The sequence below is a fragment of the Pseudonocardia zijingensis genome, assembly GCF_042657305.1.
Classification (GTDB): Bacteria; Actinomycetota; Actinomycetes; order Mycobacteriales; family Pseudonocardiaceae; genus Pseudonocardia; species Pseudonocardia zijingensis.
In genome coordinates, this window is sequence record NZ_JBHSKO010000022.1 from 126,288 (window position 1) to 148,499 (window position 22,212).

Below are 22,212 nucleotides of genomic sequence, written 5' to 3' on the forward strand. Positions count from 1 at the left end.
GCGACACGTCCAAACCGGGGGGTACGTCCGGGCGTGTCGCAGGCCACACCGCCCGGGGCTGGAGCAGGCCCGGTCACCAGTCCGGCAGGCCCGCCCCGTCGAGGTAGCTGTTGTCCTCGAGCACGGCCCGGCGCGAGACCCGCAGCGGCGCCTCCCCGGCGTCACGCCGGAAGCGGTTGCCGCTGATCCGGACGTCGGAGGGCACGCCCGGCTCGTCCTCGCGCACGGTGTAGCGGCCGCCGCCGAGCACGTTGCCGCGGATCAGGATCGACCCCTCGTCCGCCGGGGCGGCGTCGTCCGGGTCGAGCAGCACGGCGCTGCCGGGGCCGTCGCCCACGTCGATCTCGTTGTCCTCCACGAGCACGTCGCGGCCGCTGCCGCGCACCACCAGGGCGGAGGCCTCCCGGCCCGGCGGCGGGACGAAGTCGCGCACGGTGCTGTTGCGTAGCCGCGAGCGCTCCCCCAGCTGCGCGCCGTCCCCGGTCACGCGGGCGATCTCCACCCGCTCCGCGCTCCACCGGTCCCCGCCGATCGCGGCCTCCGGGAAGTCCCCGACCAGCGTGACGTCCTCGATGCGGACCGACCCCCGGTCCGTGGTGACGATGCCGAACCGCTGCGTGCCGTCGCCGATCACGCGGCTGCGGCGCACGACGACGTCCGGCGCGTCCACGACGATGCCCCCGCGGATCTCCCAGCCGTCCACCACCGCGCCGGCGGCGGTGACCGTGCGGGCCGCACCCGGGCACAGCCGTACGCCCGCGGGCACGCCGATGTTGCCCCGCGCCGGCGCCTCGTACGGGCCGGCGGCGGCGCACTCCAGGGAGGCCGCTGCGGGCGCGAGCGCCACGGTGGGCGGGTCGAGCGCGGGGAAGGTGGTGCCGTCCGTGGCGACGACGACGCCCGCCACGGCGAGCACGCACGTGGCGAGGCCGAGCGCGGCACGGGCGACCGTGCGCCCCGCCGCCCCGCTCATCGCCGCCTCTTCATGGCGGAGAGGGTACGACCGGATGGTCGCAGTGTCGCGCGCTCGACCTACGGGGAGTGAATCGTTATCACGTCGTGTAGTGGCGGATGCCGTCCCGATCCTCGACGGTGACCAGACCGCGCTCGGCCAGCACCTCGAGGTGGGCGCCGGTCTCGATGGTGGCGAGCATCCGGTTGAACAGGTCCAGGTCCCCGAACGCCGTGTCGCGTCGCGTCCACAGCAGCACGCGGGCCACCTCGTAGGCCGTCGAGTGGCCGTCCTGGACCGCCGCCAGCGTGGTGTCGAGCCGCTTCGCGTGGTGGGCGATCAGCTCGTCCACCCGCTGGTGCACCCGCATGCCGGTGGGCCCGTGGGCGCCCAGCAGCATCGCGTCGGGGCGGGAGCGCACCAGTTCCAGCGAGGTCAGGAAGTCCGACAGCGGGCTCGCCGAGGGCACCGGCTCCAACCCGAGCGACGGCGTGATCCGCGGCAGCACGTGGTCGCCCGCGAACAGCAGCTCACCCGCCGGGTCGGCGAACACGACGTGGCCCCGGGTGTGCCCGGGCGTCGCGACCGCCTCCAGCACCCGCCGGTCGGGCGACCCCTCCCCCACCACGATCTGCGCGCCGTGGTCGATCCACTCGTCCGGGTACTCGTACTCGGACGGGTCGTCCGTGTGCGGCGTGCGCTTGTCCAGCTCCCGCACGATGTCCCGGGCGCCCAGCCCGAGCAGCTGCTCGCGGTGGTGGCTGCGGCCCGGGCGCGCCCGGTGGAGCACCTCGAGACCGGGCTGCTCGCCGCGCCCGAGCGCCACGCGCATGCCGAACTCGCGCCGCAGCACCACAGCCTGCGTGTAGTGGTCGCGGTGGATGTGGGTCACGAGGAACCGGCGCACGTCCCCGAGGCCCGCGCCGAGCCCGGCGAGCGCCGTCTCGAGCTGCTCCCGCGACTGCGCCAGCGCCCACCCGGCGTCCACGAGCGTGAGCCCGTCGCCGTCGGCCAGCGCGTAGACGTTCACCGCCCGCAGGCCGTCGTTGGGCAGCGGAAGCGGTATCCGGTACACACCCGGGGCGCAGCGGTACACCCCTGGCGCCGTCCAGTCACCTGCCGGGTCGTCGTCGGCGATCACTCGCGGCCTCCCTTGCGACACGCCCCGCACGTTACGGCCCGCCACCGCGCGCGCACGCCGGTGTGGTGAGCTGCACAGGTCCCGGGAGCGGCGTCACCGCCGTTCGGCGAGGTAGGAGGCGAACGTGACGCGGCCCTCCGCGTGCTCGGGCGTGAGGTGCCCGCCCTCCCGGTAGCCGCGCGCGATCCGGCCGGGCACCCGCACGGGCAGCACCGGCCTGCGCCTGCCGCGGGCCGCCAGCCACGTGCGCGCCAGCTCGGGGAACGGGCGCACCTCGGGGCCGCCGAGGTCCGGGGCTCGCCCCGCCGGCTCCGCCCCGGCGAGCGCCACGAGCCGGGCGGCGACCTCGCGCTCGTCGATCGGCTGCACGTCGGTGCCCGCGGGCACCGGCAGCACGGGAAGCCGCGCCGCCAGGCCGAACAGCCGGTCGAGCAGCGCGTGGAACTGCGTGGTGCGCTGCACCGTCCAGGGCAGCCCGGAGCCGGCCACCGCATCCTCCACGGCGCACCGCTCCTTGTAGTACGGCAGCGGCACGCGGTCGGCGCCCACGATCGAGATCAGCACGAGGTGCGGCTGCGCACCCGTGCTGCGGGCGGCCGCCACGAGGCGGTTGATCCCCTCCACGTCGTGCCCCGGCCGGGTGGCCGCGTGCACGACCACCGCCACGCCGCGCACCGCCTCGTGCAGCCCGGCCCCGGTGACCATGTCGCCGGTGATGAGCCCCGGCCCGCGCCGCCTGCTGAGCACCCGCGGCTGCTGCCCGGCCTGCCGCAGCTCGCGCACGACCTCCCGGCCCAGGGTGCCGGTGCCACCGGTCACCAGGACCGCTCCCCCTCTCGTCGTCACCCGGGCGAGAGGACGTCGTCGATCGAGGCGGTGGCGACGACCCCCTCCACGCGGCGTGCCAGCTCCGCGTCGAGCGTGACGAACGCGTCGGCCTGCAGCTGGGTGAGCGCGAAGTATTCGGCGTCGAGCGTGGACGCCCAGCCCAGCTGGTCGGCCAGGTCCCAGGCCTGCCGTCGGAGCACGGCGTCCCCGAGGAGCCGGATCGGCAACCGGCCGAGGCGCGCGAGACGCTCCCGGGCCACGTCGGCCGTCAGCTCACCGCGGTGCGCGGACTCGTGCAGCGCCGTCAACGTCTGCGAGCGCAGCAGAGTGGGCGCGAGAAGCCGGTGCGCGCCCGGGATCTCGACGCCGGTGCCCGCCAGGTGGAGCGCGACGCCGGGATCGACGACGAACCTGGTCATCGGGCCTCCGATCAACAGCGGGACTGCCTCGCTAGCCTGATCGGACCGTACCGCGAGGAGATGACAGAACTGAGCGCCGTCGAGATCGTCGCGGAGTGGGAGCCGGGCACCTTCGCCGAGAACCTCGCGCCCGGCCCGGGCGGCAGCTGGCTGGTGACGCTCACCAGCCACCGCCGCGTCGACCGCGTGGCGCCCGACGGCACCCGCACCGTCGCCGCCGAGCTCCCGGCGATGCCCACCGGGATCGCCGCCGACGCCGACGGGGCCTTCGTGGTGTCCGGCCGGATCGGCGAGGCGGGCTGGCGGCTCGACCACGTCGGCGAGCACGGCGCCGAGAAAGTGTGCGATCTGCCCGAGCTGCGCTTCGGCAACGGGATGGCCCGATCCGGCGACCGGCTCTTCGTGGCCGACTCGGCACGCGGGCTCGTGCTCACCGTCGAACCCGGCGCAGGCCGCTCCACGGTCTGGCTGGAGCACGAGCTGCTCACCCCGGGCGACGCCGCCGAGGGCGTGCCCGGCGTCAACGGCGTCGCGGTCCACGGCGAGCACCTCTACCTGACCAGCACCGCCCGCGCCCTCGTGCTGCGGGTACCGCTCGGCGACACCGGCGGGGAGCTCGAGACCGTGGCCGAGCAGCTGCTGGCCGACGACTTCGACATCCACCCCGACGGCCGGATGTTCCTCGCCACCCACGTATTCGACGGCGTCGTGCAACTCGCCCCCGACGGCACCCGCCGCGACCTCGCCGGCCTCGCCGACGGCATCGAGACCAGCACCGCCGTGGCCCTCGACCCGCACGACAGCACCCGCGCGTGGGTCACCACCGCCGGGGAGCGGTTCGGCAGCCCGCACCGCGAGAAGCCGGCGCGGCTGCTCCGCCTCACGGTTTGACCCGGGCGGCGCGGCCTCATGATCGGCGGACCGGCGCGTCGACGCCACGTGTCGGGTTTCGCGCCCGTCCGGCGATCGTGAGGTCGGCGCCGCGGGTTCCGCTGAACCCGGCGGCGGGCGGCTCGCGCGTGGGTGCCCGTTCGGCGGGGATGGCGCGCGATCCTCACCGCGGCTCGCGTCGGTCTGTCGGAGATGCACCACTCTCGGCCCCACCCGTCTCGGGGGGTGGAACCACCGACCCTCCTGTGGGCGGGCCCGCGCTTCGCGCGCTGCGGTCGCGTGCTGGGCGCGGTAGGAATCAACCGATCCGGTGGGCGCGCTGCGAGATGCTCATCGCGCCCTCCCGGACTCGTGGACGAGCACGTCCTGTCAGCTGCGGGGCGACTCGCCGGTGGTCCAGTGGCGGGAGGAGCGCGGGGCAGCCCCATGATCAGCGGATTGGCGCGTTTCCCGACGCCAGGTGTCGGGTTTCGCGCCCGATCGGTGATCACCGGGCTGGCGCCCGCGGGTTCCGCTGAACCCGGCGCTTCGCGCGCTGCGGCTGCCCGGTGGTCCTGTAGCGGCGGGAGCAGCCCCATGATCAGTGGACTGGCGCGTTTCCCGACGCCAGGTGTCGGGTTTCGCGCCCGGCCGGCGATCATGGGGCTCGGGGAAGCGGTGTGCCGGGCCGCCGGAGGGCGGCCCGGCACACCCGGGTGTCAGCTGCAGCCGCTGGTGGAGCCGCAGCCCTCGCACAGGTAGCAGGAGCCGGCGGGGCGCATCTTGGTGCCGCAGGTCATGCACAGCGGCGCGTCGGCCGCCTTACCCAGGCGCAGCTCCAGCAGCTCGGTGGAGCTGCCCACCTCCACCGGGGCGGGAGCGGCGCCCTTCGGCTCCGCCTCCTTCTCCGCGGCCGGTGCCGCGTCGACCGAGGACCGCAGGCCCTCCATGTCGACCTCACCGAATCCCGAGCCGTAGTCGGTGGCCGCCACCTGCGCCGACCGCTCCTCGGCCGAGAAGATGCCCAGCTCCGCGCGCTTCTCGTACGGCAGGTGGTCGAGCGCGAGGCGCCGGAACAGGTAGTCGAGCACGCTGGTGGCGATGCGGACGTCCGGGTCGTCGGTCATGCCCGCCGGCTCGAAGCGCAGGTTGGAGAACTTCGAGACGTAGAACTCCAGCGGGATGCCGTACTGCAGACCCACCGAGATCGACATCGAGAAGGCGTCCATCACGCCCGCGAGCGTGGAGCCCTGCTTGCCCAGCTTGACGAAGATCTCGCCGAGGCCGTTGTCGGGGTAGGAGCCCGCGGTGAGGTACCCCTCGGCACCACCGACGGTGAACGACACCGTCTCGCTCGGGCGCTTCTTCGGCAGCCGCCGGCGCACCGGGCGCGCCTCGACCACGACGGGGGCCTCCTCGGCCGACTCCGTCTTGCGGGCCTCCTTGCCGGCCGAGAGCGGCTGGCCGACCTTGCAGTTGTCGCGGTAGATCGCCAGGGCCTTGAGGCCGAGCTTCCAGCCCTCCATGTAGATCTTCTCGACGTCCTCGACGGTGGCCGACTCCGGCATGTTGACCGTCTTGGAGATCGCGCCGGACAGGAACGGCTGCACCGCGGCCATCATCCGGACGTGGCCCATCGGCGCGATGGACCGCTCGCCCATGGCGCAGTCGAACACCTCGTAGTGCTCCGGGCGCAGGCCCGGGGCGTCGACGACGTGGCCGTGCTCGCCGACGTACTCGACGATGGCCTCGATCTGCTCGCCCTGGTAGCCGAGCTTGGCCAGGGCCCGCGGCACCGTCTGGTTGACGATCTGCATGGAGCCGCCGCCCACGAGCTTCTTGAACTTGACCAGCGCCAGGTCCGGCTCGATGCCCGTGGTGTCGCAGTCCATCATCAGGCCGATGGTGCCGGTGGGGGCGAGCACGGACGCCTGCGCGTTGCGCCAGCCGTTGCGGGCGCCGACCGTGAGGCCCTCCTGCCACACCTTGGTGGCGAGCTTGTGGACCGGCGCGCTCGCGACGAACGTGCGCACGTCGTCGTTGGCGGCGGCGTGCTTGCGCATGACCCGCTGGTGGGCCTCGGCGTTGCGGGCGTAGCCCTCGTACGGGCCGACGACCCCGGCCAGCTCGGCGGAGCGCTTGTAGGCCGCGCCGGTCATCAGCGAGGTGATCGAGGCGGCGAGCGCCTGGCCGCCCTCGGAGTCGTAGGCGTGCCCGGTGGCCATCAGCAGGGCGCCGAGGTTGGCGTAGCCGATGCCCAGCTGGCGGAACTTGCGGGTGGTGTCGGCGATCGGCTCGGTGGGGAAGTCGGCGAAGCAGATGGAGATGTCCATCGCCGTGATGATCAGCTCGACGGCCTTCTGGAAGCGCGCGGCGTCGAACTGCCCGTCGTCGCCGAGGAACTTCAGCAGGTTGAGCGAGGCGAGGTTGCAGCTGGAGTTGTCCAGGTGCATGTACTCCGAGCACGGGTTGGACGCGGAGATGCGGCCGGACTCGGGGCAGGTGTGCCAGTCGTTGATGGTGCTGTCGTACTGGATGCCCGGGTCGGCGCACTCCCACGCGGCCTGCGCGATGGTGCGGAACAGCTTCTTGGCCGGCACCCGGTCGATGACCTCGCCGGTCATCCGGGCGCGCAGCCCGAACTCCGAGTCGCTCTCCACCGCACGCATGAACTCCTCGGTGACGCGCACCGAGTTGTTGGCGTTCTGGTACTGCACCGAGGTGATGTCGGAGCCGCCGAGGTCCATGTCGAAGCCCGCGTCGCGCAGCACGCGGATCTTCGCCTCCTCCTTGGCCTTGGTCTCGACGAACTCCTCGATGTCGGGGTGGTCGACGTCGAGCACGACCATCTTGGCGGCCCGCCGGGTGGCACCGCCGGACTTGATGGTGCCCGCGCTGGCGTCGGCGCCGCGCATGAACGACACCGGGCCGGACGCCGTGCCGCCGGAGGACAGCAGCTCCTTGGACGAGCGGATGCGCGAGAGGTTGAGGCCGGCGCCGGACCCGCCCTTGAAGATCAGCCCCTCCTCGCGGTACCAGTTGAGGATCGACTCCATCGTGTCGTCGACCGCGAGGATGAAGCACGCGCTCACCTGCTGCGGCGAGCTGGTGCCCACGTTGAACCACACCGGCGAGTTGAAGCTGAACACCTGGTGCAGCAGCATCCAGGTGAGCTCCTGGGCGAAGACCTCGGCATCGGTCTCGGTGGCGAAGTAGCCGTGCTCCAGCCCCGCCCGGTGGTACACGCCCACCACCCGGTCGATGAGCTGCCGCAGGCTCGACTCGCGCTGCGGCGACCCGACGGCACCCCGGAAGTACTTGCTGGTGACGATGTTGGTGGCGTTGATCGACCAGAAGCCGGGGAACTCGACGCCGCGCTGCTCGAAGTTGACCGTGCCGTCGCGCCAGTTGGTCATGACGACGTCACGGCGCTCCCACGTGACCTCGTCGTACGGGTGCACCCCGGGCGTGGTGTAGAGCCGCTCGACGGTGAGCCCCGCCTGCTTCCCCTTTGCGCTGCTCCTCTTGCCGCGTCCCGATGCGGCGCCGACGGTCTCGGTCATGCTCTCCCTCTCCTTGCGCACACGCCGGGGGCTGGGGACCTCGACGCGCGCTTCCTGCGGTGCGGCGGATGTGTGGCGGCGGTGCGGTGCAGACGTTCGGTTCCAGGTGGCGGGCACGCCGGATCACCGGCCGGCTGGCTGCCGGTCCGGCGGGGGGCGCGCAGTGGGTCAGTCGGGCGCCTCGGCGCCCGCTGGTCTGCGCAGGTCGGCGATCTCCTTCTCGAAATCCTCGATCGAGGAGAACGACCGGTAGACGCTGGCGAAGCGCAGGTACGCCACTTCGTCGAGCTCGCGGAGCGGGCCGAGGATGGCCAGGCCCACCTCGTGACTGGGGATCTCGGCGGTGCCGCCCGCGCGGACGGCCTCCTCCACGCGGTGGGCGAGCTGCTGGAGCGCGTCCTCGTCGACGGGCCGCCCCTGGCAGGCCCTGCGGACCCCGCTGACGACCTTGTCGCGGCTGAACGGCTCGGTGACGCCGCTGCGCTTGACGACGGCGAGCACCGGCTCCTCGACCGTCGTGAACCGCCGGCCACACGCCGCGCAGGACCTCCTGCGACGGGTGGCCTGGCCGTCGTCGACCTCCCGGGAGTCGATGACCCGGCAGTCCGAGTGGCGGCAGAACGGGCAGCGCATCGGCTTCCTCCCCCTTCTGCAGAACCCCACCTGTTGTCGAACGACACGAGTGTAACCACAACATGTAGGGGCAGGGGAAGCAGGACACCCCTATCGGTACGGGTGTGTCGACCGAACGGGACGAACATCGCGAGACCACCTCCCGGCCGCCGCGCAGCGTCAGCCGGACGTCACCCTGAGCACCTGGCCGGGGCGCAGGGGCACCGGTCCGAGCGAGTTGTCGGTGACGATCTGCTCAGCGAGGCCCGCCAACCGCTCCCCCGGCGCCCCCGGTGCGATCCGCTGGGCGACCTCCCACGGGGTGCGCTCGGCGCCGACCGTGACGACGATGGTGCCGGGCGGCGCACTGACCGCCGCCTCCCCCGTGCGGACCGCGGCCGCGCCGTCGGCCACCACGCCGAGCGCCGCGACGACAACCGCGGCCCCGAGCGCGACGGCCACACCGGCGAGCCCCCGGCGCAGCCGCGCGAGGGAGCCCGCGACACCCGGGACCACGCGCACCCGCGCGAGCGTGCGCACCGCCGGCACCGGCAACGGGACGCGCCGGGCGACCGCCCGCACCCCGCGCGGCCGCTCGGCCTCGGGCGGCCGGACCGCGACGGCGCTGACCGACGGCCGCACGGGCCGCGGACCGCTGGCCGGCCTGCGCGGCGGCCGCGCCCGCTCGCCCACCCGCCGGTCGAGCACCGGCACCGCGCTCGCCCCCCGCTCGTGCATGCCCCGCTCGTGCATTTCGCCGCCTCCGCTCTTCCGCCGTGGCGCAAGCTGAACAAGTGTTCGAACGTCTGTGCGAAGTGTGTACCACTGCCGTCCGACAGAATCGAGAAACGCGGGCGTGTCGTTCGAACATGTGTTTGGCGTGAGGCCCGATCGGGGCTAGGTTCGTATGCGACGACGGTGGCGGCCGCACCTGTGGCACCCACCCCCATACCCAGCGGGCGGCCCGCGCGCCGCCCACGAGGAGGAGGCGCAGCAGATGGCACGGGACGACCCGGGCAACGGAGCCGGAGGCACCGCACAGGTGAGCACGTTCCCGGACCCGCCTGCCGAGTCCGCGGGTCTCACGCCGCGGCAGCGCAAGGTCCTCGAGGTGATCCGCGACTGGGTCGAGCGGTTCGGCTACCCGCCCAGCGTGCGGGAGATCGGCGACGCCGTGGGCCTCACCTCCACCTCGTCGGTGCACCACCAGCTGCGCGCGCTGGAGCGCAAGGGCTACCTGCGCCGCGACCCCAACCGCACGCGCGCGGTCGACGTGCGCGGCCCGGAGGACGCGGCCGCCGAGGCGCCCGCCACCACCGCGAGCACCCCCACCGCCGCCGACGACCTGCACCCCGCCCCCGCGCTCGTCCCGCTGCTGGGCAACATCGCCGCCGGTGGCCCGATCCTCGCCGAGCAGGCCGTCGAGAGCGTCTTCCCCCTGCCCCGCGAGATCGTCGGCGAGGGCACGCTGTTCCTGCTGAACGTCCGCGGCGACTCGATGATCGAGGCCGCCATCACCGACGGCGACTGGGTGGTGGTGCGCCAGCAGCCCGTGGCCGAGAACGGCGAGATCGTGGCCGCCATGATCGACGGCGAGGCCACCGTCAAGACGTTCAAGCGCCGCGACGGCCACGTGTGGCTGATGCCGGCCAACCCGGCCTACGACCCGATCCCCGGCGACGACGCCACCGTGCTCGGACGCGTGGTGGCGGTGCTGCGGCGGCTCTGAGTCCGAGCCCGCTCGTCACCTCCGCGACCGGCCGCGCAGCGACGCCGCCGCCGTCACCAGCAGCAACACCCCCACCACCGCGCCGCCGCCCAACGCAGCGGGCAGCCAGGGCGGCGGCCCGGGGTCGGGCACGATCTCCGGTGCGGGCGGGAGCGGCGCCACGGCGACCGGTTCCCCGGCCAGCGCGGTGGCCCCGGCCACCGTGCGGATCTCGCCCGGCACGCCGCCGCGGGTCTCCGAGCCCGACAGCAGGGCACCGTCGGGTTCGAACGCCAGCGCCTCACCCTGCGGTTCGTCGGGCAGCGGCACGCGCACGGGCGTCTGGTTGAACGCCGCCACGAGGTCGCCGTCGCTCACCGGGAAGAGCCAGGCGTCGGTGTAGGTGCGCACCGCCACCACCGCACCGTCGGCGCTCCGCGCCGCTCCGGTCACCAGCCGCGTCCCGATCCCGCCCACCGGACCGCCGAGCGTGTCCGACACGGGCAGGGCGAGCTCCCCGACCGGCAGCAACGGGGTGGGCCCCTCCCCCTGGGGCGGCTCGGCGGTGCGGTAGAGCCCGGCCGGCCGCCCGACCTCCTTGGTGATCACGAATGGGCGGCCGTGGGAGTCGACCAGGAGGGCCTCCGCGTCGTGCGGGCCGTCCGGGTAGGTGAGCCGGTGCAGGCGGGGCTCGCCGCGTTCGGGGAGCACCACCACCGCCACCGTGTCGCGGCGGCGTTCGTTGTCGCCGAGATCGGCCGCCCAGATCTCACCGTCCGGGCCGAGGGCGAGGTCCTCCACGTCGTAGGGGTCGACGTCCGCGGTGCGGGTGTCGATCACCCGGCAGTCGGTGCGGTCGATGCGGTGGACCTGCACGCTGCGGCCACCGTCGCTCGACGCCCACAGGCCACCGTCGTGCACCACCATCCCGGACAGCTCGTCGAGCCGCGGGTCGTCCAGGGCGCACACCGGCTCCGGCGCGGGCACGCCGGCGAACGCGAGTGCGACGAGGAGACCGATCAGCTGACGGCGCCGTTCTCCAGGGCGGCCGGCTCCGTGCCGGCCAGGGCGTACGGCAGTACGACGGTGGCGAGCTCGGCGCCGACGCGGGCACGCATCCGGGTGCCCTCGGGGGTGTGCTCCTCGCTCAGCACCTCACCCTCGGTGTGCACGCGCGCGACGAGCGAGCCCTGCACGTACGGCAGGAGCAGGTCGACCTCGACCTCCGGGGTGGGCAGGAGCTCGGCGATGCGCTCGCGCAGCTTCGCGACCCCGGCACCGGTGCGGGCGGAGACGAACACCGCCTCCGGCAGCAGGTGGCGCAGCCGGGCCAGGCCCAGGTCGCCCGCGGCGTCGGTCTTGTTGACCACGAGCAGCTCGCGGGGCATCGCCCCGTGCTCCTCGCCGATCTCCACCAGGACCTGCCGGACGGCCTTGATCTGGTCCTCGGGCAGCGCGTCGGAGGCGTCGACCACGTGCAGGAGCAGGTCGGCCTGGGCCGTCTCCTCCAGAGTGGACCGGAACGCCTCCACCAGCTGGTGGGGCAGGTGCCGCACGAACCCGACGGTGTCGGTGAGCGTGTAGGTGCGCCCGTCGGCGGTGGACGTACGCCGGGTGGTGGGGTCGAGTGTGGCGAACAGCGCGTTCTCGACGAGCACGCCCGCGCCGGTGAGCGCGTTGAGCAGGCTCGACTTGCCGGCGTTGGTGTAGCCGACGATCGCGACCGAGGGCACCTCGCCACGACGGCGCACGCCGCGCTGCGTCTCGCGCACCTGCTTCATGCCCGAGATCTCGCGGCGCAGCTTGGACATGCGGTGGCGGATGCGACGGCGGTCGAGCTCGATCTTGGTCTCGCCGGGGCCGCGGCCACCGATCCCGACGCCGCCCGCGGCCCGGCCACCGACCTGCCGCGACAGCGCCTCACCCCACCCGCGCAGGCGCGGGAGGAGGTAGGACAGCTGGGCGAGCTCGACCTGCGCCTTGCCGTCCTTGGAGCGGGCGTGCTGGGCGAAGATGTCGAGGATGAGCGCGGTGCGGTCGATGACCTTGACCTTGAGCTTGTCCTCGAGCTGCCGCAGCTGGCCGGGCGAGAGCTCGCCGTCGGCGATCACGGTGTCGGCGCCTGCGCTCAGCACGGCGTCGCGCAGCTCGTCGACCTTGCCCGCACCGATGTAGGTGGCGGGGTCGGGGCGCGAGCGGCGCTGGATCAGGCCGTCGAGCACCTGGGATCCGGCGGTCTCGGCGAGCCGGGCGAGCTCCTCGAGCGAGGCGCGCGCCTGCTCGGCGCTGCCCTCGGTCCAGACCCCGACGAGCACGACGCGCTCGAGGCGCAGCTGCCGGTACTCGACCTCGGTGACGTCGGCGAGCTCGGTGGACAGGCCCGCGACGCGGCGCAGGGAGCTGCGCTCCTCGAGCTCGTAGTCGCCCCGGGTGGGGCGCAGGGTGTCGTCGGCGGGGGCGGACAGGGCGGGTTCAGTCATCGTGGAAGTCATGCTCCCACGTCAACGCCTGGTACGTCCTGTCTGATTCCCGGTGCGTCGCGCGCCGGAAGCGGGGTAGATCGAGAGGTAGACGGCCACCCCTTCGCCGTCCGGCGGTTCCGGGCGGGCGGCGTAGCGGTCGAGCAGCGCGGAGAGCTCCGCGCGCAGCTCGGCGGCGTCGGCGGGCGCCAGCCGCACCGCGAGCCTGCTCTGCTCCAGCGCGGCGACGCCCACCTCGGTGACCTCGTCGAGGTAGGCCTGCAACAGCGCCTCGGCGAGCGACGGATCGTGCTCGCCGCCGCTCAGCGACCAGGACAGGCGGGTGCCCCGGTAGGGGATCTCGGTGGAGCCGCGCGGGCCCGGCCGGGGCGGGAGCGCCTCGAGGAAGCCGTGGCGGACCAGGCGCCGCACGTGGTGCAGCGTGGTGGCGGGGTCGCGGTGCAGCGCCGCGGCGATCTGGGCGTTCGTCAGCGGCTCCTGGAGCGTCAGCCGGATGATGCGCAGCCGCACGGCCGAGGACAGCGTGGCGATCTCGGCCTCGGTGGCGGGCCGGCGCGTCGCGGACACCGCACCACCGTACCGATTGACGCTTTCCAATCGGTCGTCCACGATCGGGTGCGTGACCCTGTGGCGGCACCGCGACTTCCGGCTGCTGTGGGCGGGCGAGTCGGTCGCCCAGGTCGGCATCATGATCAGCCATCTCGCGCTCCCCCTCCTGGCCGCCACCGCGCTCGGCGCCACCCCGTGGGAGATGGGGCTGCTGGTGGCGGCGGAACGCGGGGCCTTCCTGCTGATCGGGCTGCCCGCGGGCGTGCTGCTCGACCGCGTGCGGCGGCTGCCCGTGATGATCGGGGCCAACCTCGCGCGGTTCGCGCTCATCGCGAGCATCCCGGCCGCGTGGGCCGCGGGTGTGCTGACGTTCGGCCACCTCCTCGCCGTCGCGCTGCTCGCGGGCGTGGCCACCGTGCTGTTCGACGTGGGCTACCAGTCCGTGCTGCCGGCCGTGGTCGGGCGCGCGGGCCTGGTCGAGGGCAACGCGAAGCTCGAGTCCACCCGAGCTGCGGCCGAGGCGGCCGGCCCGGCCATGGGCGGCGGGCTCGTGCAGCTCGCAGGCGCCGCGGCCGCCGTGCTCCTCGACGCCGTCGGGTATCTCGTCTCCGCGGCCCTGCTCGCCCGGATGCGCACCCGCGAGACGGTGCCCCCGCGCGACCCGGGCCGCACCGTGCGCGCGGAGATGGCCGAGGGCCTGCGCTACGTCCTCGGCCACCGGCTGCTGCGCCCGATCGTGCTGTGCACCGGCACCGCCAACCTGTTCGGCGGGGTCCTCGCCGCGGTGTCCGTGCTGTTCCTGTCCCGCGAGCTTCGGCAACCGCCCGCGGTCGTCGGGCTCGTGCTGGCCGCAGGCAGCGCGGCCGGTGTGCTCGCCGCCGTCACCGCAGGAGCCTGGATCCGGCGGCTCGGGCAGGGGCGCACGCTCGTGCTGGCCCTGCTCGCGACGGGCCCCGTGGCGCTCGTGCTCCCGCTCACCACGCCGGGCGCCGGGCTGGCCTGGTTCGCCCTCGGCACCGCGGCCGTGGCGTACGGTGGCGTCGTCTACAACGTCGCCCAGGTGAGCTTCCGCCAGGCCGTCTGCCCCGACCACCTGCTCGGCCGGATGAACGCGAGCATCCGCTTCCTCGTCTGGGGCACGATCCCGCTGGGCGGGCTGCTCGGCGGCGCGCTCGGCGAGCTCGCCGGGCTGCGCGCGACGCTCCTCGTCACGGCTGTGGGCTTCGTGCTCTGCCCGGTCTGGCTGCTCGTCTCGCCGCTGCGGCGCCTGCGCGACCTCCCCGCGCCGGCTCAGACCTGAGACCACCACTCGGCGGCGATCTCGCCGTGCGCGACGAGTTCGGCGGGGCCGTGCAGCACCGTGGTGCCCGCCCCGACCGTGACCCGCAGCCTGCCTCCCGGCGCCCGCACCGGCACCGTGCCGGTGTCGAGCCCGGCGTCGCGCAGCACCGCGACCGCGGCGGCCACCGTGCCGGTGCCGCAGGAACGGGTCTCCCCCGCCCCGCGCTCGTGCACCCGCATCGAGACCACGCCGTCCCGCAGCGGGGTGACGAACTCGATGTTCACCCCGTGGGGGAAGAGGGCGTCGTCGTGGCCGGGCGGGCGGCTCAGATCCAGTACCGACAGGGGGCCGTCGGTGACGCACGCCAGGTGCGGGTTGCCGACATCCACCGCCACGCCGTGGAACGTGCGGCCGTCCACCTGGGCCGTGCTCTCCGCGCCGACCGTGGCCGGGCCCATGTCGACCGAGATCTCGCCGCCCGTCACGCGCACGGTGCGCACCCCGGCCCGCGTGCCCAGCGGCATCTCGGCCTCGGGCAGCAGGCCGGCGTGCTCGAGGTAGCGGGCGTAGACGCGCACCCCGTTGCCACACATCTCGGCGACGCTGCCGTCGGCGTTGCGGTAGTCCATGAACCACTCGACGCCGGGCTCGGGCGGCGGGCCGTCGCCGAGCGCGGCCCAGCGCACGACCCGCAGCACGCCGTCGGCCCCGATGCCGCGGCGGCGGTCGCACAACGCGGCCACCCGGGTGGGCGTCAGGTCGAGCTCGCCGTCGGGGTCCGGGAGCAGCACGAAGTCGTTCTCCGTGCCGTGCCCCTTGCTGAAACGCACCACCTCACGAGCCTACGTGCTGCGAAAGAAGGCGCAGCGCGGCACCGACCGGATCGGGATCGGCCCCGTCCAGCCAGTGGATCCGCCGGTCGCGGCGGAACCAGGACCGCTGGCGCCGCACGAACCGCCGGGTGGCCACCACCGTGTCGGCGGCCGCCGCGGCGAGGTCCCCCGTGCCGTCGAGCGCGGCCACCACCTGCTGGTACCCGAGCGCCCGCGACGCCGTGCGCCCCTCGCGCAGCCCCCGCGCGAGCAGCCCGCGCGTCTCCTCCACCAGGCCACCGGCGAACATGCGCGCCACCCGGCGGGCCACGCGCAGGTCGAGCTCCGCGGTGGGCCGGTCGACCCCGAGGAGCACCGCGTCGTAGCGCGGCGGGCCGCCGGTGGGCAGCCGGGCCGGGAACGGCTTCCCGGTCAGCGCCACCACCTCGAGCGCCCGCACGATCCGGCGCCCGTTCGAGGGCAGCACCACCTGCGCCGCCGCCGGGTCGACGGCCGCGAGCCGCGCGTGCAGCGCGGCCGGCCCGCGCTCGGCCAGCTCGGCCTCCAGCTCGGCGCGCAACGCCGGATCCGTGCCCGGGAACTCCAGCTCGTCCACCACCGCCTGCACGTACAGGCCCGACCCGCCCACCAGCACCGGGGTGCGCCCGGCCGCCAGCAGGCGCTCGACCACGCAACGCGCGTCCCGCTGGTAGGCGGCCACGGCGGCCGTGTCGGTGACGTCGAGGACGTCCAGCAGGTGGTGCGGCACGCCCGCCCGCTCGGCCTGCGTGAGCTTCGCCGTCCCGACGTCCATGCCGCGGTAGAGCTGCATCGCGTCGGCGTTGACCACCTCGCCGTCGAGCGCCCTCGCCAGCGCCACGCCGAGGTCCGACTTGCCCGTCGCCGTGGGACCGACGACGGCGACCAACCGGTTCATGCGCGCGGGCCCCGCGCGAGCAGCGGCGGTTCCGGTGCGACCGCGGCCATCGTGAGCACGCAGCGCAGCGTATGCGGCCCACCGGAACCGGTCGGTCGGCGCCTCCGACGCGCCGTCCGGGGTGCAGCGCCCGTCCGGGCTGTTCCGGTCGGCCCCCGGAGCTGTTTGAATCGCGAACGGCCACCGGTTCCGCGGAACCGGCCACGGCCGATGTGCACGGCCTCGCCTCCGGGCGGGGCGTCCGCCGTTCGCGGCGGGCCGGAGCGAGGAGGACGACCGTGTCGGAGCATCAGGGGAGCGCAACGCCGGAGCCGGTGGAGCAACGGGCACCGCACCAGGAAGGGGCCGCACCCGACGGTGCGGCACGAACGCCGGTGCGTGGCGCGGGAGCAGGCGCCGAACCCGGGGCCGACGTGGAGGCCGCTGCAGCCGGCCCCGCCTTCGCCGCCGACAGCCCGGTCCATCCGAGCGGGCAGGCCGTCGCGCCGTCCGCGGCCGAGGAGCCCGCGCAGCCGGTCACCGAGCCCGATCCCGGACCCGCCACACCGCCCGCGGATCACGGGGCGACGCCTGGCGAAGCCCCGTCCCCGCCCGCCGCACCCGCGGCGCCCGCCCCGCCTGCTTCCGCGCGTCCGGTACCGGCGCCACCCCGCCCCGGGCCCCCGCCCGCGCGGCCGGCCCCGCCCCGCCCGGCGCCACCGCCCCGCCCGGGGCCGGTCGAGCCCGTCGCGGCCCCGGTCGTCGAGCAGGTGGTGCACAGCGCCGTCACACCGGCGAGCGCCGACCCGGGCCGGTGGGGCCGGGTGGACGCCGAGGGCACCATCTACGTCCGCACCGGCGACGGCGAACGCGTCGTCGGCTCGTGGCAGGCGGGCGAGCCGGAGGAGGGGCTCGCGCACTTCGCCCGGCGGTTCGACGACATGCTCACCGAGGTCGAGCTGCTCGCCACCCGGCTCGCGGCGGGCGGCGGCGACCCGAAGCACACGCTGAGCAGCGCCAAGACCATCCGCGACGGGCTGGACGAGGCCACCGTCGTCGGCGATCTCGCCGGGCTGCGCCGCGCGCTCGACGAGCTCGTCACCGCGGCCGAGACCGCCGTCGACGCGGCCCGCTCGGCCCGCGACGCGCAGCGCAACGCCGCCGTCGCGCGCAAGGAGGCGCTCGCCGCCGAGGCCGAGAAGCTCGCCGTCGAGGCCACGCAGTGGAAGCAGGCGGGCGACCGGTTCAAGTCGATCCTCGACGAGTGGCGCACCATCCGCGGCATCGACCGCAAGACCGACGAGCAGCTGTGGAAGCGGTTCTCCAAGGCGCGCGAGTCGTTCAACCGGCGCCGCGGCTCCCACTTCGCCGACCTCGACCGCCAGCGCGCCGCCGCCAAGGCCCGCAAGGAGGAGCTGGTCGTCGAGGCGGAGGCGCTCGCCGACTCCGAGGACTGGGGGCCCACCGCCGCCCGGTTCCGCGACCTGATGGCCGAGTGGAAGGCGGCCGGGCGCGCGCAGAAGGAGGCCGACGACGCGCTCTGGCAGCGCTTCCGCACGGCGCAGGACAGCTTCTTCGCCCGCCGGGCAGGCACCTTCGCCGAGCGCGACGCCGAGTTCGCGGCCAACGCCGAGGCCAAGCGGGCCCTGCTCGTGGAGGCCGAGAAGATCGACACGTCGGACCCGACCGCCGCCCGCGCGGCCCTGCGCACCATCCAGGAGCGCTGGGAGGAGATCGGCAAGGTCCCGCGCGACGACATCCGCCCGCTCGAGGCGCGCCTGCGCGCCGTCGAGGAGAAGGTGCGCGAGGCCGCCGACCGCCAGTGGCGCCGCACCGACCCCGAGGCCGAGGCGCGGGTGGCGCAGTTCCGCGAGCGGGTGGCGCAGTTCGAGGCCCAGGCCGAGAAGGCACGGGCCGCGGGCGACACCCGCCGTGCCGAGCGGGCCGAGAGCCAGGCCGACCAGTGGCGCGAGTGGCTGGCCACGGCGGAGCAGGCGCTGCAACACCGCTGAGGCCGCGTCGGTGTGGTGAGGGCCCGGGTCCACATACGACCCGGGGCGCTCACACACCGACTGCCGCTGCTGTGCCAGCACGCCGGGCAGGCGGCCCCGGCGCCGGCACACCACCTCGCGCGCTCGCACACCGACTGCAACCGATGTGCCAGCACCACAACCGATGTGCGAACACCCCGGCGCGACCGCCCCAAAGGCCCACACACCACCCCTCGCACCCACACACCAACTGCAACCGATGTGCCAGCACCACAACCGATGTGCGAACACCCCGGCGCGACCGCCCCAAAGGCCCACACCACCTCTCGCACCCACACACCAACTGCAACCGGTGTGTCGGCACCACAACTGGTGTGCGAGCACCGACGCGCAGCCGCCGCGAAGCCGACCAACCTGACGCCGGCCCGTACGGAACTGCTGAAGCCGATGTGCAAGCCCAGACGCCAGCCTTCGAGGGCCGACACACCACCAGTGGTGCCCACACACCAACTGCAACCGATGTGCCAGCACCACAACCGATGTGCGAACACCCCGGCGCGACCGCCCCAAAGGCCCACACCACCTCTCGCACCCACACACCAACTGCAACCGGTGTGTCGGCACCACAACTGGTGTGCGAGCACCGACGCGCAGCCGCCGCGAAGCCGACCAACCTGACGCCGGCCCGTACGGAACTGCTGAAGCCGATGTGCAAGCCCAGACGCCAGCCTTCGAGGGCCGACACACCACCAGTGGTGCCCACACACCAACTGCAACCGATGTGCCAGCACCACAACCGATGTGCGAGCACCCCGGCGCAGCCGCCTCAAAGGCCCACACCACTCTCGCGCCGACACACCGACTGCAACCGGTGCGCCAGCACCACAACCGATGTGCAAAGCCCCTCGGGCCTCAGCGCCGCATGGCCACCCGCGCCCACGTGGCCGCGAGCACCAGGACGGCGACGGCCGCGAGCACCAGCCCGATGCCGGGGCCGGGGGCGCCGGTGGGCACGGCGACCTGCCGCGACCAGATGGCCCACACCCCGGTGACGACGGAGATGCCGCAGCCGACCGCGGTGAGCCACGCGAGGCCGAACCAGCGGGTGGCGAGGGCGAGGGCGGAGCAGACGAGGCCGAAGGTGAGCGACGTGCCGGCGAACAGCGGCGGGAGGAGCCCCAGCGGGGCGAGGCCCGCGAGCACCTGCCAGCCCTGCACGGAGCCGGTCCAGGGGAGCAGGAGCGCGCCCAGGAGTGCGAACATCGCGACGGCGATGACGAGGGCGGACGGCCCGGGGTCGATGCGGTGTTCGGCGCGTCGTTCGGCGCGGCGCAGTTCGGCGTCGAGCGCGGCGAGTTCCTCGGGCACTTTTCGTTCGTTCCCCTCGTCGGTCACGCCTGGACCCCGCAGGCGGGCGCGGCCGCCGCGGGCTGGGCGGGGGGCGCGCCGAACCCCGGGAGGCCGAGGCCTGTGGCTGCGCCGCCCGGGCGGGTGCCGGACTCGTGGACGTCGCCTGCGCGGGTGCGCCGGTGGGACCGGACGGGGCCGTCGGCGACGAGGTGGTGCGGCGCGCCGTAGCCGACCGTGACCTCCACGATGTCGCCGGGACGGATGGCCAGGTCGCCGGGGGTGAAGTGGACGAGGCGGCCGTCGCGGGCGCGGCCGCTCATGCGGTGGGTGGCGCCGTCCTTGCGGCCCTCCCCCGTCGACACGAGCACCTCGACGACCCGGCCCTCGAGGGCCCGGTTCTGCTGCCAGGAGATCTCCTCCTGCAGTGCGACGAGCCGCTCGTAGCGCTCCTGGACGACGGCCTTCGGGAGCTGGTCGGGTAGGGACGCGGCCGGGGTGCCGGGGCGGGGCGAGTACTGGAAGGTGAACGCCTGGGCGAACCGCGCCTTCTCGACGACGTCGAGGGTGGCCTGGAAGTCCTCCTCGGTCTCGCCGGGGAAGCCCACGATGATGTCGGTGGAGATGGCGGCGTCGGGCATCGACGCGCGCACCTCGTCGAGGATCCCGAGGAACCGCGAGGAGCGGTAGGAGCGGCGCATCCGGCGCAGCACGTCGTCGGAGCCGGACTGCAGGGGCATGTGCAGCTGCGGGCAGACGTTGGGCGTCTCGGCCATGGCGGCGATGACGTCGGAGGTGAAGTCGCGCGGGTGCGGGGAGGTGAAGCGCACCCGTTCGAGGCCCTCGACGTCGCCGCAGGCGCGCAGCAGCTTGGCGAAGGCGCCGCGGTCGCCGAACTCGACGCCGTAGGAGTTGACGTTCTGCCCGAGCAGCGTGACCTCGAGGACGCCGTCGGCGGCGAGCGCCTGCACCTCGGCGAGGACGTCGCCGGGGCGGCGGTCCTTCTCCTTGCCGCGCAGCGACGGGACGATGCAGAACGTGCAGGTGTTGTTGCAGCCCACGGAGATGGAGACCCAGCCGGCGTAGGCGGATTCGCGGCGCGCGGGCAGTGTGGAGGGGAACACCTCGAGCGACTCGGCGATCTCCACCTGGGCGGCCTGGTTGTGCCGGGCCCGCTCCAGCAGCACGGGCAGCGCGTGCACGTTGTGGGTGCCGAAGACGACGTCGACCCACGGCGCCTTGCGGACGATCGTGTCGCGGTCCTTCTGGGCGAGGCAGCCGCCGACGGCGATCTGCATCCCGGGCCGCGCGGCCTTGACCGGCCGCAGGTGGCCGAGGTTGCCGTAGAGGCGGTTGTCGGCGTTCTCACGCACCGCGCAGGTGTTGAAGACGACGACGTCGGCCTCGTCGGAGGCCGACCGCTCATAGCCCGCGGCCTCGAGCAGCCCGGCCATCCGCTCGGAGTCGTGCACGTTCATCTGACACCCGTAGGTGCGGATGGTGTAGCTGCGGGTCACGCCCCCTCCTCGCTCCGCTCGTCGGGGCCGTGCCCCAGGGCTGCGCTGGATGGTGGCCTCGCCAGCTCGGCCACGTGGTTCGAGGGTAGGCCGTGACGGCCCGGTCGACTGCACCGGCCGGGGCACGGCAGGATGCCCGCATGGTGGAGCGGCGCGCGTTCCTGCGGGGACTGCTGTCCGGTGCCGCCGCGCTCGGCCTCGCGGGGGTGCCGAGTTGCTCCTCGCGGTTCGCGGACGTCCGCCTCACGCTCGCGACCGGCGGCACGCAGGGCGTCTACTACAACCTGGGCAACGCGCTGGCCGACGCCTGGCAGGCGCGGCTGGACCTGGTGGCCCGCCCCACCGTGCTGTCGACGGCGGGATCGGTGGACAACCTGGACCGGCTGGCGGACCGCACCGCCGACGTGGTGTTCAGCCAGGTCGACACCGCGGCGGCGCGGCTCGCCCGCACCACGGCGGACGACCCGCGCTCGCCGCGTGCCCTCGCCCGCATCTACGACGACGTGGTGCACGTGGTGGTGCCGGCCTCGTCGGCGGCCACGGGGTTGGCGGACCTGCGGGGCGCCCGGGTGTCGGTCGGTGCGCCCGACTCGGGGGTGCAGGTGATCGCCGAGCGCCTGCTGGGGGTGGCGGGCCTGTCCCCGGCCACCGACTTCCAGGCGGTGCAGCTCGGCATCAACGACTCGGTGGACGCGGTGCTGCGGGGCGAGATCGACGCGTTCTTCTGGTCGGGTGGGCTCCCGACGCGGGGTGTCTCGGCCCTCGCCGAGTCGTTGCCGATCCGCCTGCTGAACCTCGAGGACCTGATCACGCCGGTGCGGGCCGCGTACCCGGAGTACGCCGCGGGCACGGTGCCCGCCCGCACCTACGACATCCCGGACCCGATCACCACGCTGCTCGTGCGCAACTTCCTGATCGTGCGGGCCGAGATGCCCGACGACGTGGCCGACGCGCTGGTGGAGGGCCTGTTCGCGGCCCAGGAGGAGCTGGCGGCCGTGAGCCCGGCCGCGCTCACGATCGACCTGCGGGCCGCGATCGGCACGCAGCCGGTGCCGTTGCACCCGGGCGCGGAGCGCTTCTTCCGCACCGAGAAGGACCCCTAGGGAGTGTCTGACGGATCTTGGCTGGGTTGTCGGTCAGGATGGGGTCGTGGCCGAGCGTCGGGTTCTGTCGGATGAGGCGTGGACGTGGCTGGAACCACGGCTGCCGGATCGCACGCCGCGTC

19 protein-coding genes are annotated in these 22,212 nt (G+C 74.3%); 5 read left to right on the top strand and 14 right to left on the bottom strand.

All coding sequences use genetic code 11. From position 1 onward, the window contains the following. Positions 1–73 precede the first annotated feature (73 nt). The 4 genes from ACFPL3_RS31955 to ACFPL3_RS31970 all read right to left on the bottom strand — a co-directional run bounded on the left by ACFPL3_RS31955 (position 74) and on the right by ACFPL3_RS31970 (position 3,340). Complete coding sequence (locus ACFPL3_RS31955) at positions 74–973, bottom strand: right-handed parallel beta-helix repeat-containing protein (RefSeq protein ID WP_343941539.1); 900 nt, start codon at positions 971–973, stop codon at positions 74–76. Between the two features lie 79 nt (positions 974–1,052). Beyond that, positions 1,053–2,093 carry an MBL fold metallo-hydrolase gene (locus tag ACFPL3_RS31960; RefSeq protein WP_343941540.1) on the bottom strand — a complete coding sequence of 347 codons (1,041 nt, stop codon included), beginning with the start codon at positions 2,091–2,093 and terminating at the stop codon, positions 1,053–1,055. A 93-nt stretch (positions 2,094–2,186) separates the two neighbouring features. Further along, entirely contained in the window at positions 2,187–2,912 is a 726-nt protein-coding gene (locus ACFPL3_RS31965; RefSeq protein ID WP_343941541.1) for an SDR family oxidoreductase, read from the bottom strand. A 23-nt stretch (positions 2,913–2,935) separates the two neighbouring features. After that, positions 2,936–3,340 carry a type II toxin-antitoxin system VapC family toxin gene (locus ACFPL3_RS31970; RefSeq protein WP_343941542.1) on the bottom strand — a complete coding sequence of 135 codons (405 nt, stop codon included), beginning with the start codon at positions 3,338–3,340 and terminating at the stop codon, positions 2,936–2,938. 60 nt (positions 3,341–3,400) lie between these two features. Here ACFPL3_RS31970 and ACFPL3_RS31975 point away from each other — a divergent pair, with 60 nt between their 5' ends. Further along, positions 3,401–4,231 (top strand): SMP-30/gluconolactonase/LRE family protein, encoded by an 831-nt coding sequence (locus ACFPL3_RS31975; RefSeq protein ID WP_343941543.1) that lies wholly within the window; start codon positions 3,401–3,403, stop codon positions 4,229–4,231. A 698-nt stretch (positions 4,232–4,929) separates the two neighbouring features. Here ACFPL3_RS31975 and ACFPL3_RS31980 read toward each other — a convergent pair. The 3 genes from ACFPL3_RS31980 to ACFPL3_RS31990 form a co-directional block, all read right to left on the bottom strand. Further along, positions 4,930–7,773 carry a vitamin B12-dependent ribonucleotide reductase gene (locus ACFPL3_RS31980; protein WP_343941544.1) on the bottom strand — a complete coding sequence of 948 codons (2,844 nt, stop codon included), beginning with the start codon at positions 7,771–7,773 and terminating at the stop codon, positions 4,930–4,932. Between the two features lie 168 nt (positions 7,774–7,941). Further along, positions 7,942–8,406, bottom strand: a complete 465-nt coding sequence (nrdR, locus tag ACFPL3_RS31985; protein ID WP_343941545.1) for a transcriptional regulator NrdR — start codon at positions 8,404–8,406, stop codon at positions 7,942–7,944. Positions 8,407–8,565: 159 nt separating this feature from the next. Beyond that, on the bottom strand, positions 8,566–9,123 hold the full coding sequence (locus ACFPL3_RS31990; protein ID WP_379589926.1) for a hypothetical protein: 558 nt from the start codon (positions 9,121–9,123) through the stop codon (positions 8,566–8,568). Positions 9,124–9,382: 259 nt separating this feature from the next. On the opposite strand from ACFPL3_RS31990, the gene lexA reads away from it, so the two are divergent. Continuing rightward, positions 9,383–10,114 carry a transcriptional repressor LexA gene (gene lexA, locus ACFPL3_RS31995; protein ID WP_343946239.1) on the top strand — a complete coding sequence of 244 codons (732 nt, stop codon included), beginning with the start codon at positions 9,383–9,385 and terminating at the stop codon, positions 10,112–10,114. Positions 10,115–10,129: 15 nt separating this feature from the next. Here the strand turns inward: lexA and ACFPL3_RS32000 are convergent, their stop codons facing one another. The 3 genes from ACFPL3_RS32000 to ACFPL3_RS32010 are packed head-to-tail and all read right to left on the bottom strand — an operon-like array spanning position 10,130 to position 13,140. Further along, positions 10,130–11,080: a hypothetical protein gene (locus ACFPL3_RS32000; RefSeq protein ID WP_343946238.1), complete on the bottom strand. Its 951-nt coding sequence runs from the start codon at positions 11,078–11,080 to the stop codon at positions 10,130–10,132. A 32-nt stretch (positions 11,081–11,112) separates the two neighbouring features. Beyond that, positions 11,113–12,573, bottom strand: coding sequence for a GTPase HflX (gene hflX, locus ACFPL3_RS32005; protein ID WP_343946237.1), 1,461 nt, complete (start codon positions 12,571–12,573; stop codon positions 11,113–11,115). Positions 12,574–12,594: 21 nt separating this feature from the next. Further along, the gene (locus ACFPL3_RS32010; RefSeq protein ID WP_343946236.1) at positions 12,595–13,140 is read right to left on the bottom strand and encodes a winged helix-turn-helix domain-containing protein; all 546 of its coding nucleotides are present in this window, start codon (positions 13,138–13,140) and stop codon (positions 12,595–12,597) included. A gap of 52 nt (positions 13,141–13,192) precedes the next feature. Here ACFPL3_RS32010 and ACFPL3_RS32015 point away from each other — a divergent pair, with 52 nt between their 5' ends. Next, on the top strand, positions 13,193–14,422 hold the full coding sequence (locus ACFPL3_RS32015; protein WP_343946235.1) for an MFS transporter: 1,230 nt from the start codon (positions 13,193–13,195) through the stop codon (positions 14,420–14,422). On the opposite strand, the gene dapF is transcribed toward ACFPL3_RS32015, so the two are convergent. Further along, positions 14,413–15,234 (bottom strand): diaminopimelate epimerase, encoded by an 822-nt coding sequence (gene dapF, locus ACFPL3_RS32020; protein WP_343946240.1) that lies wholly within the window; start codon positions 15,232–15,234, stop codon positions 14,413–14,415. The genes ACFPL3_RS32015 and dapF overlap by 10 nt on opposite strands. A gap of 4 nt (positions 15,235–15,238) precedes the next feature. Further along, the gene (gene miaA, locus ACFPL3_RS32025) at positions 15,239–16,153 is read right to left on the bottom strand and encodes a tRNA (adenosine(37)-N6)-dimethylallyltransferase MiaA (protein WP_379589930.1); all 915 of its coding nucleotides are present in this window, start codon (positions 16,151–16,153) and stop codon (positions 15,239–15,241) included. Positions 16,154–16,902: 749 nt separating this feature from the next. Here miaA and ACFPL3_RS32030 point away from each other — a divergent pair. Beyond that, positions 16,903–18,144 carry a DUF349 domain-containing protein gene (locus ACFPL3_RS32030; RefSeq protein ID WP_379589938.1) on the top strand — a complete coding sequence of 414 codons (1,242 nt, stop codon included), beginning with the start codon at positions 16,903–16,905 and terminating at the stop codon, positions 18,142–18,144. Between the two features lie 891 nt (positions 18,145–19,035). On the opposite strand, the gene ACFPL3_RS32035 is transcribed toward ACFPL3_RS32030, so the two are convergent. Together ACFPL3_RS32035 and miaB are read right to left on the bottom strand one after the other, a co-directional pair. Next, positions 19,036–19,518 carry an Rv2732c family membrane protein gene (locus ACFPL3_RS32035; RefSeq protein ID WP_379589932.1) on the bottom strand — a complete coding sequence of 161 codons (483 nt, stop codon included), beginning with the start codon at positions 19,516–19,518 and terminating at the stop codon, positions 19,036–19,038. Beyond that, positions 19,515–20,987 carry a tRNA (N6-isopentenyl adenosine(37)-C2)-methylthiotransferase MiaB gene (miaB, locus tag ACFPL3_RS32040; protein WP_343946629.1) on the bottom strand — a complete coding sequence of 491 codons (1,473 nt, stop codon included), beginning with the start codon at positions 20,985–20,987 and terminating at the stop codon, positions 19,515–19,517. The genes ACFPL3_RS32035 and miaB overlap by 4 nt, the downstream gene beginning before the upstream one ends. Before the next feature lie 140 nt (positions 20,988–21,127). Here miaB and ACFPL3_RS32045 point away from each other — a divergent pair, with 140 nt between their 5' ends. After that, the gene (locus ACFPL3_RS32045; RefSeq protein WP_343946630.1) at positions 21,128–22,090 is read left to right on the top strand and encodes a TAXI family TRAP transporter solute-binding subunit; all 963 of its coding nucleotides are present in this window, start codon (positions 21,128–21,130) and stop codon (positions 22,088–22,090) included. Positions 22,091–22,212: the final 122 nt, after the last annotated feature.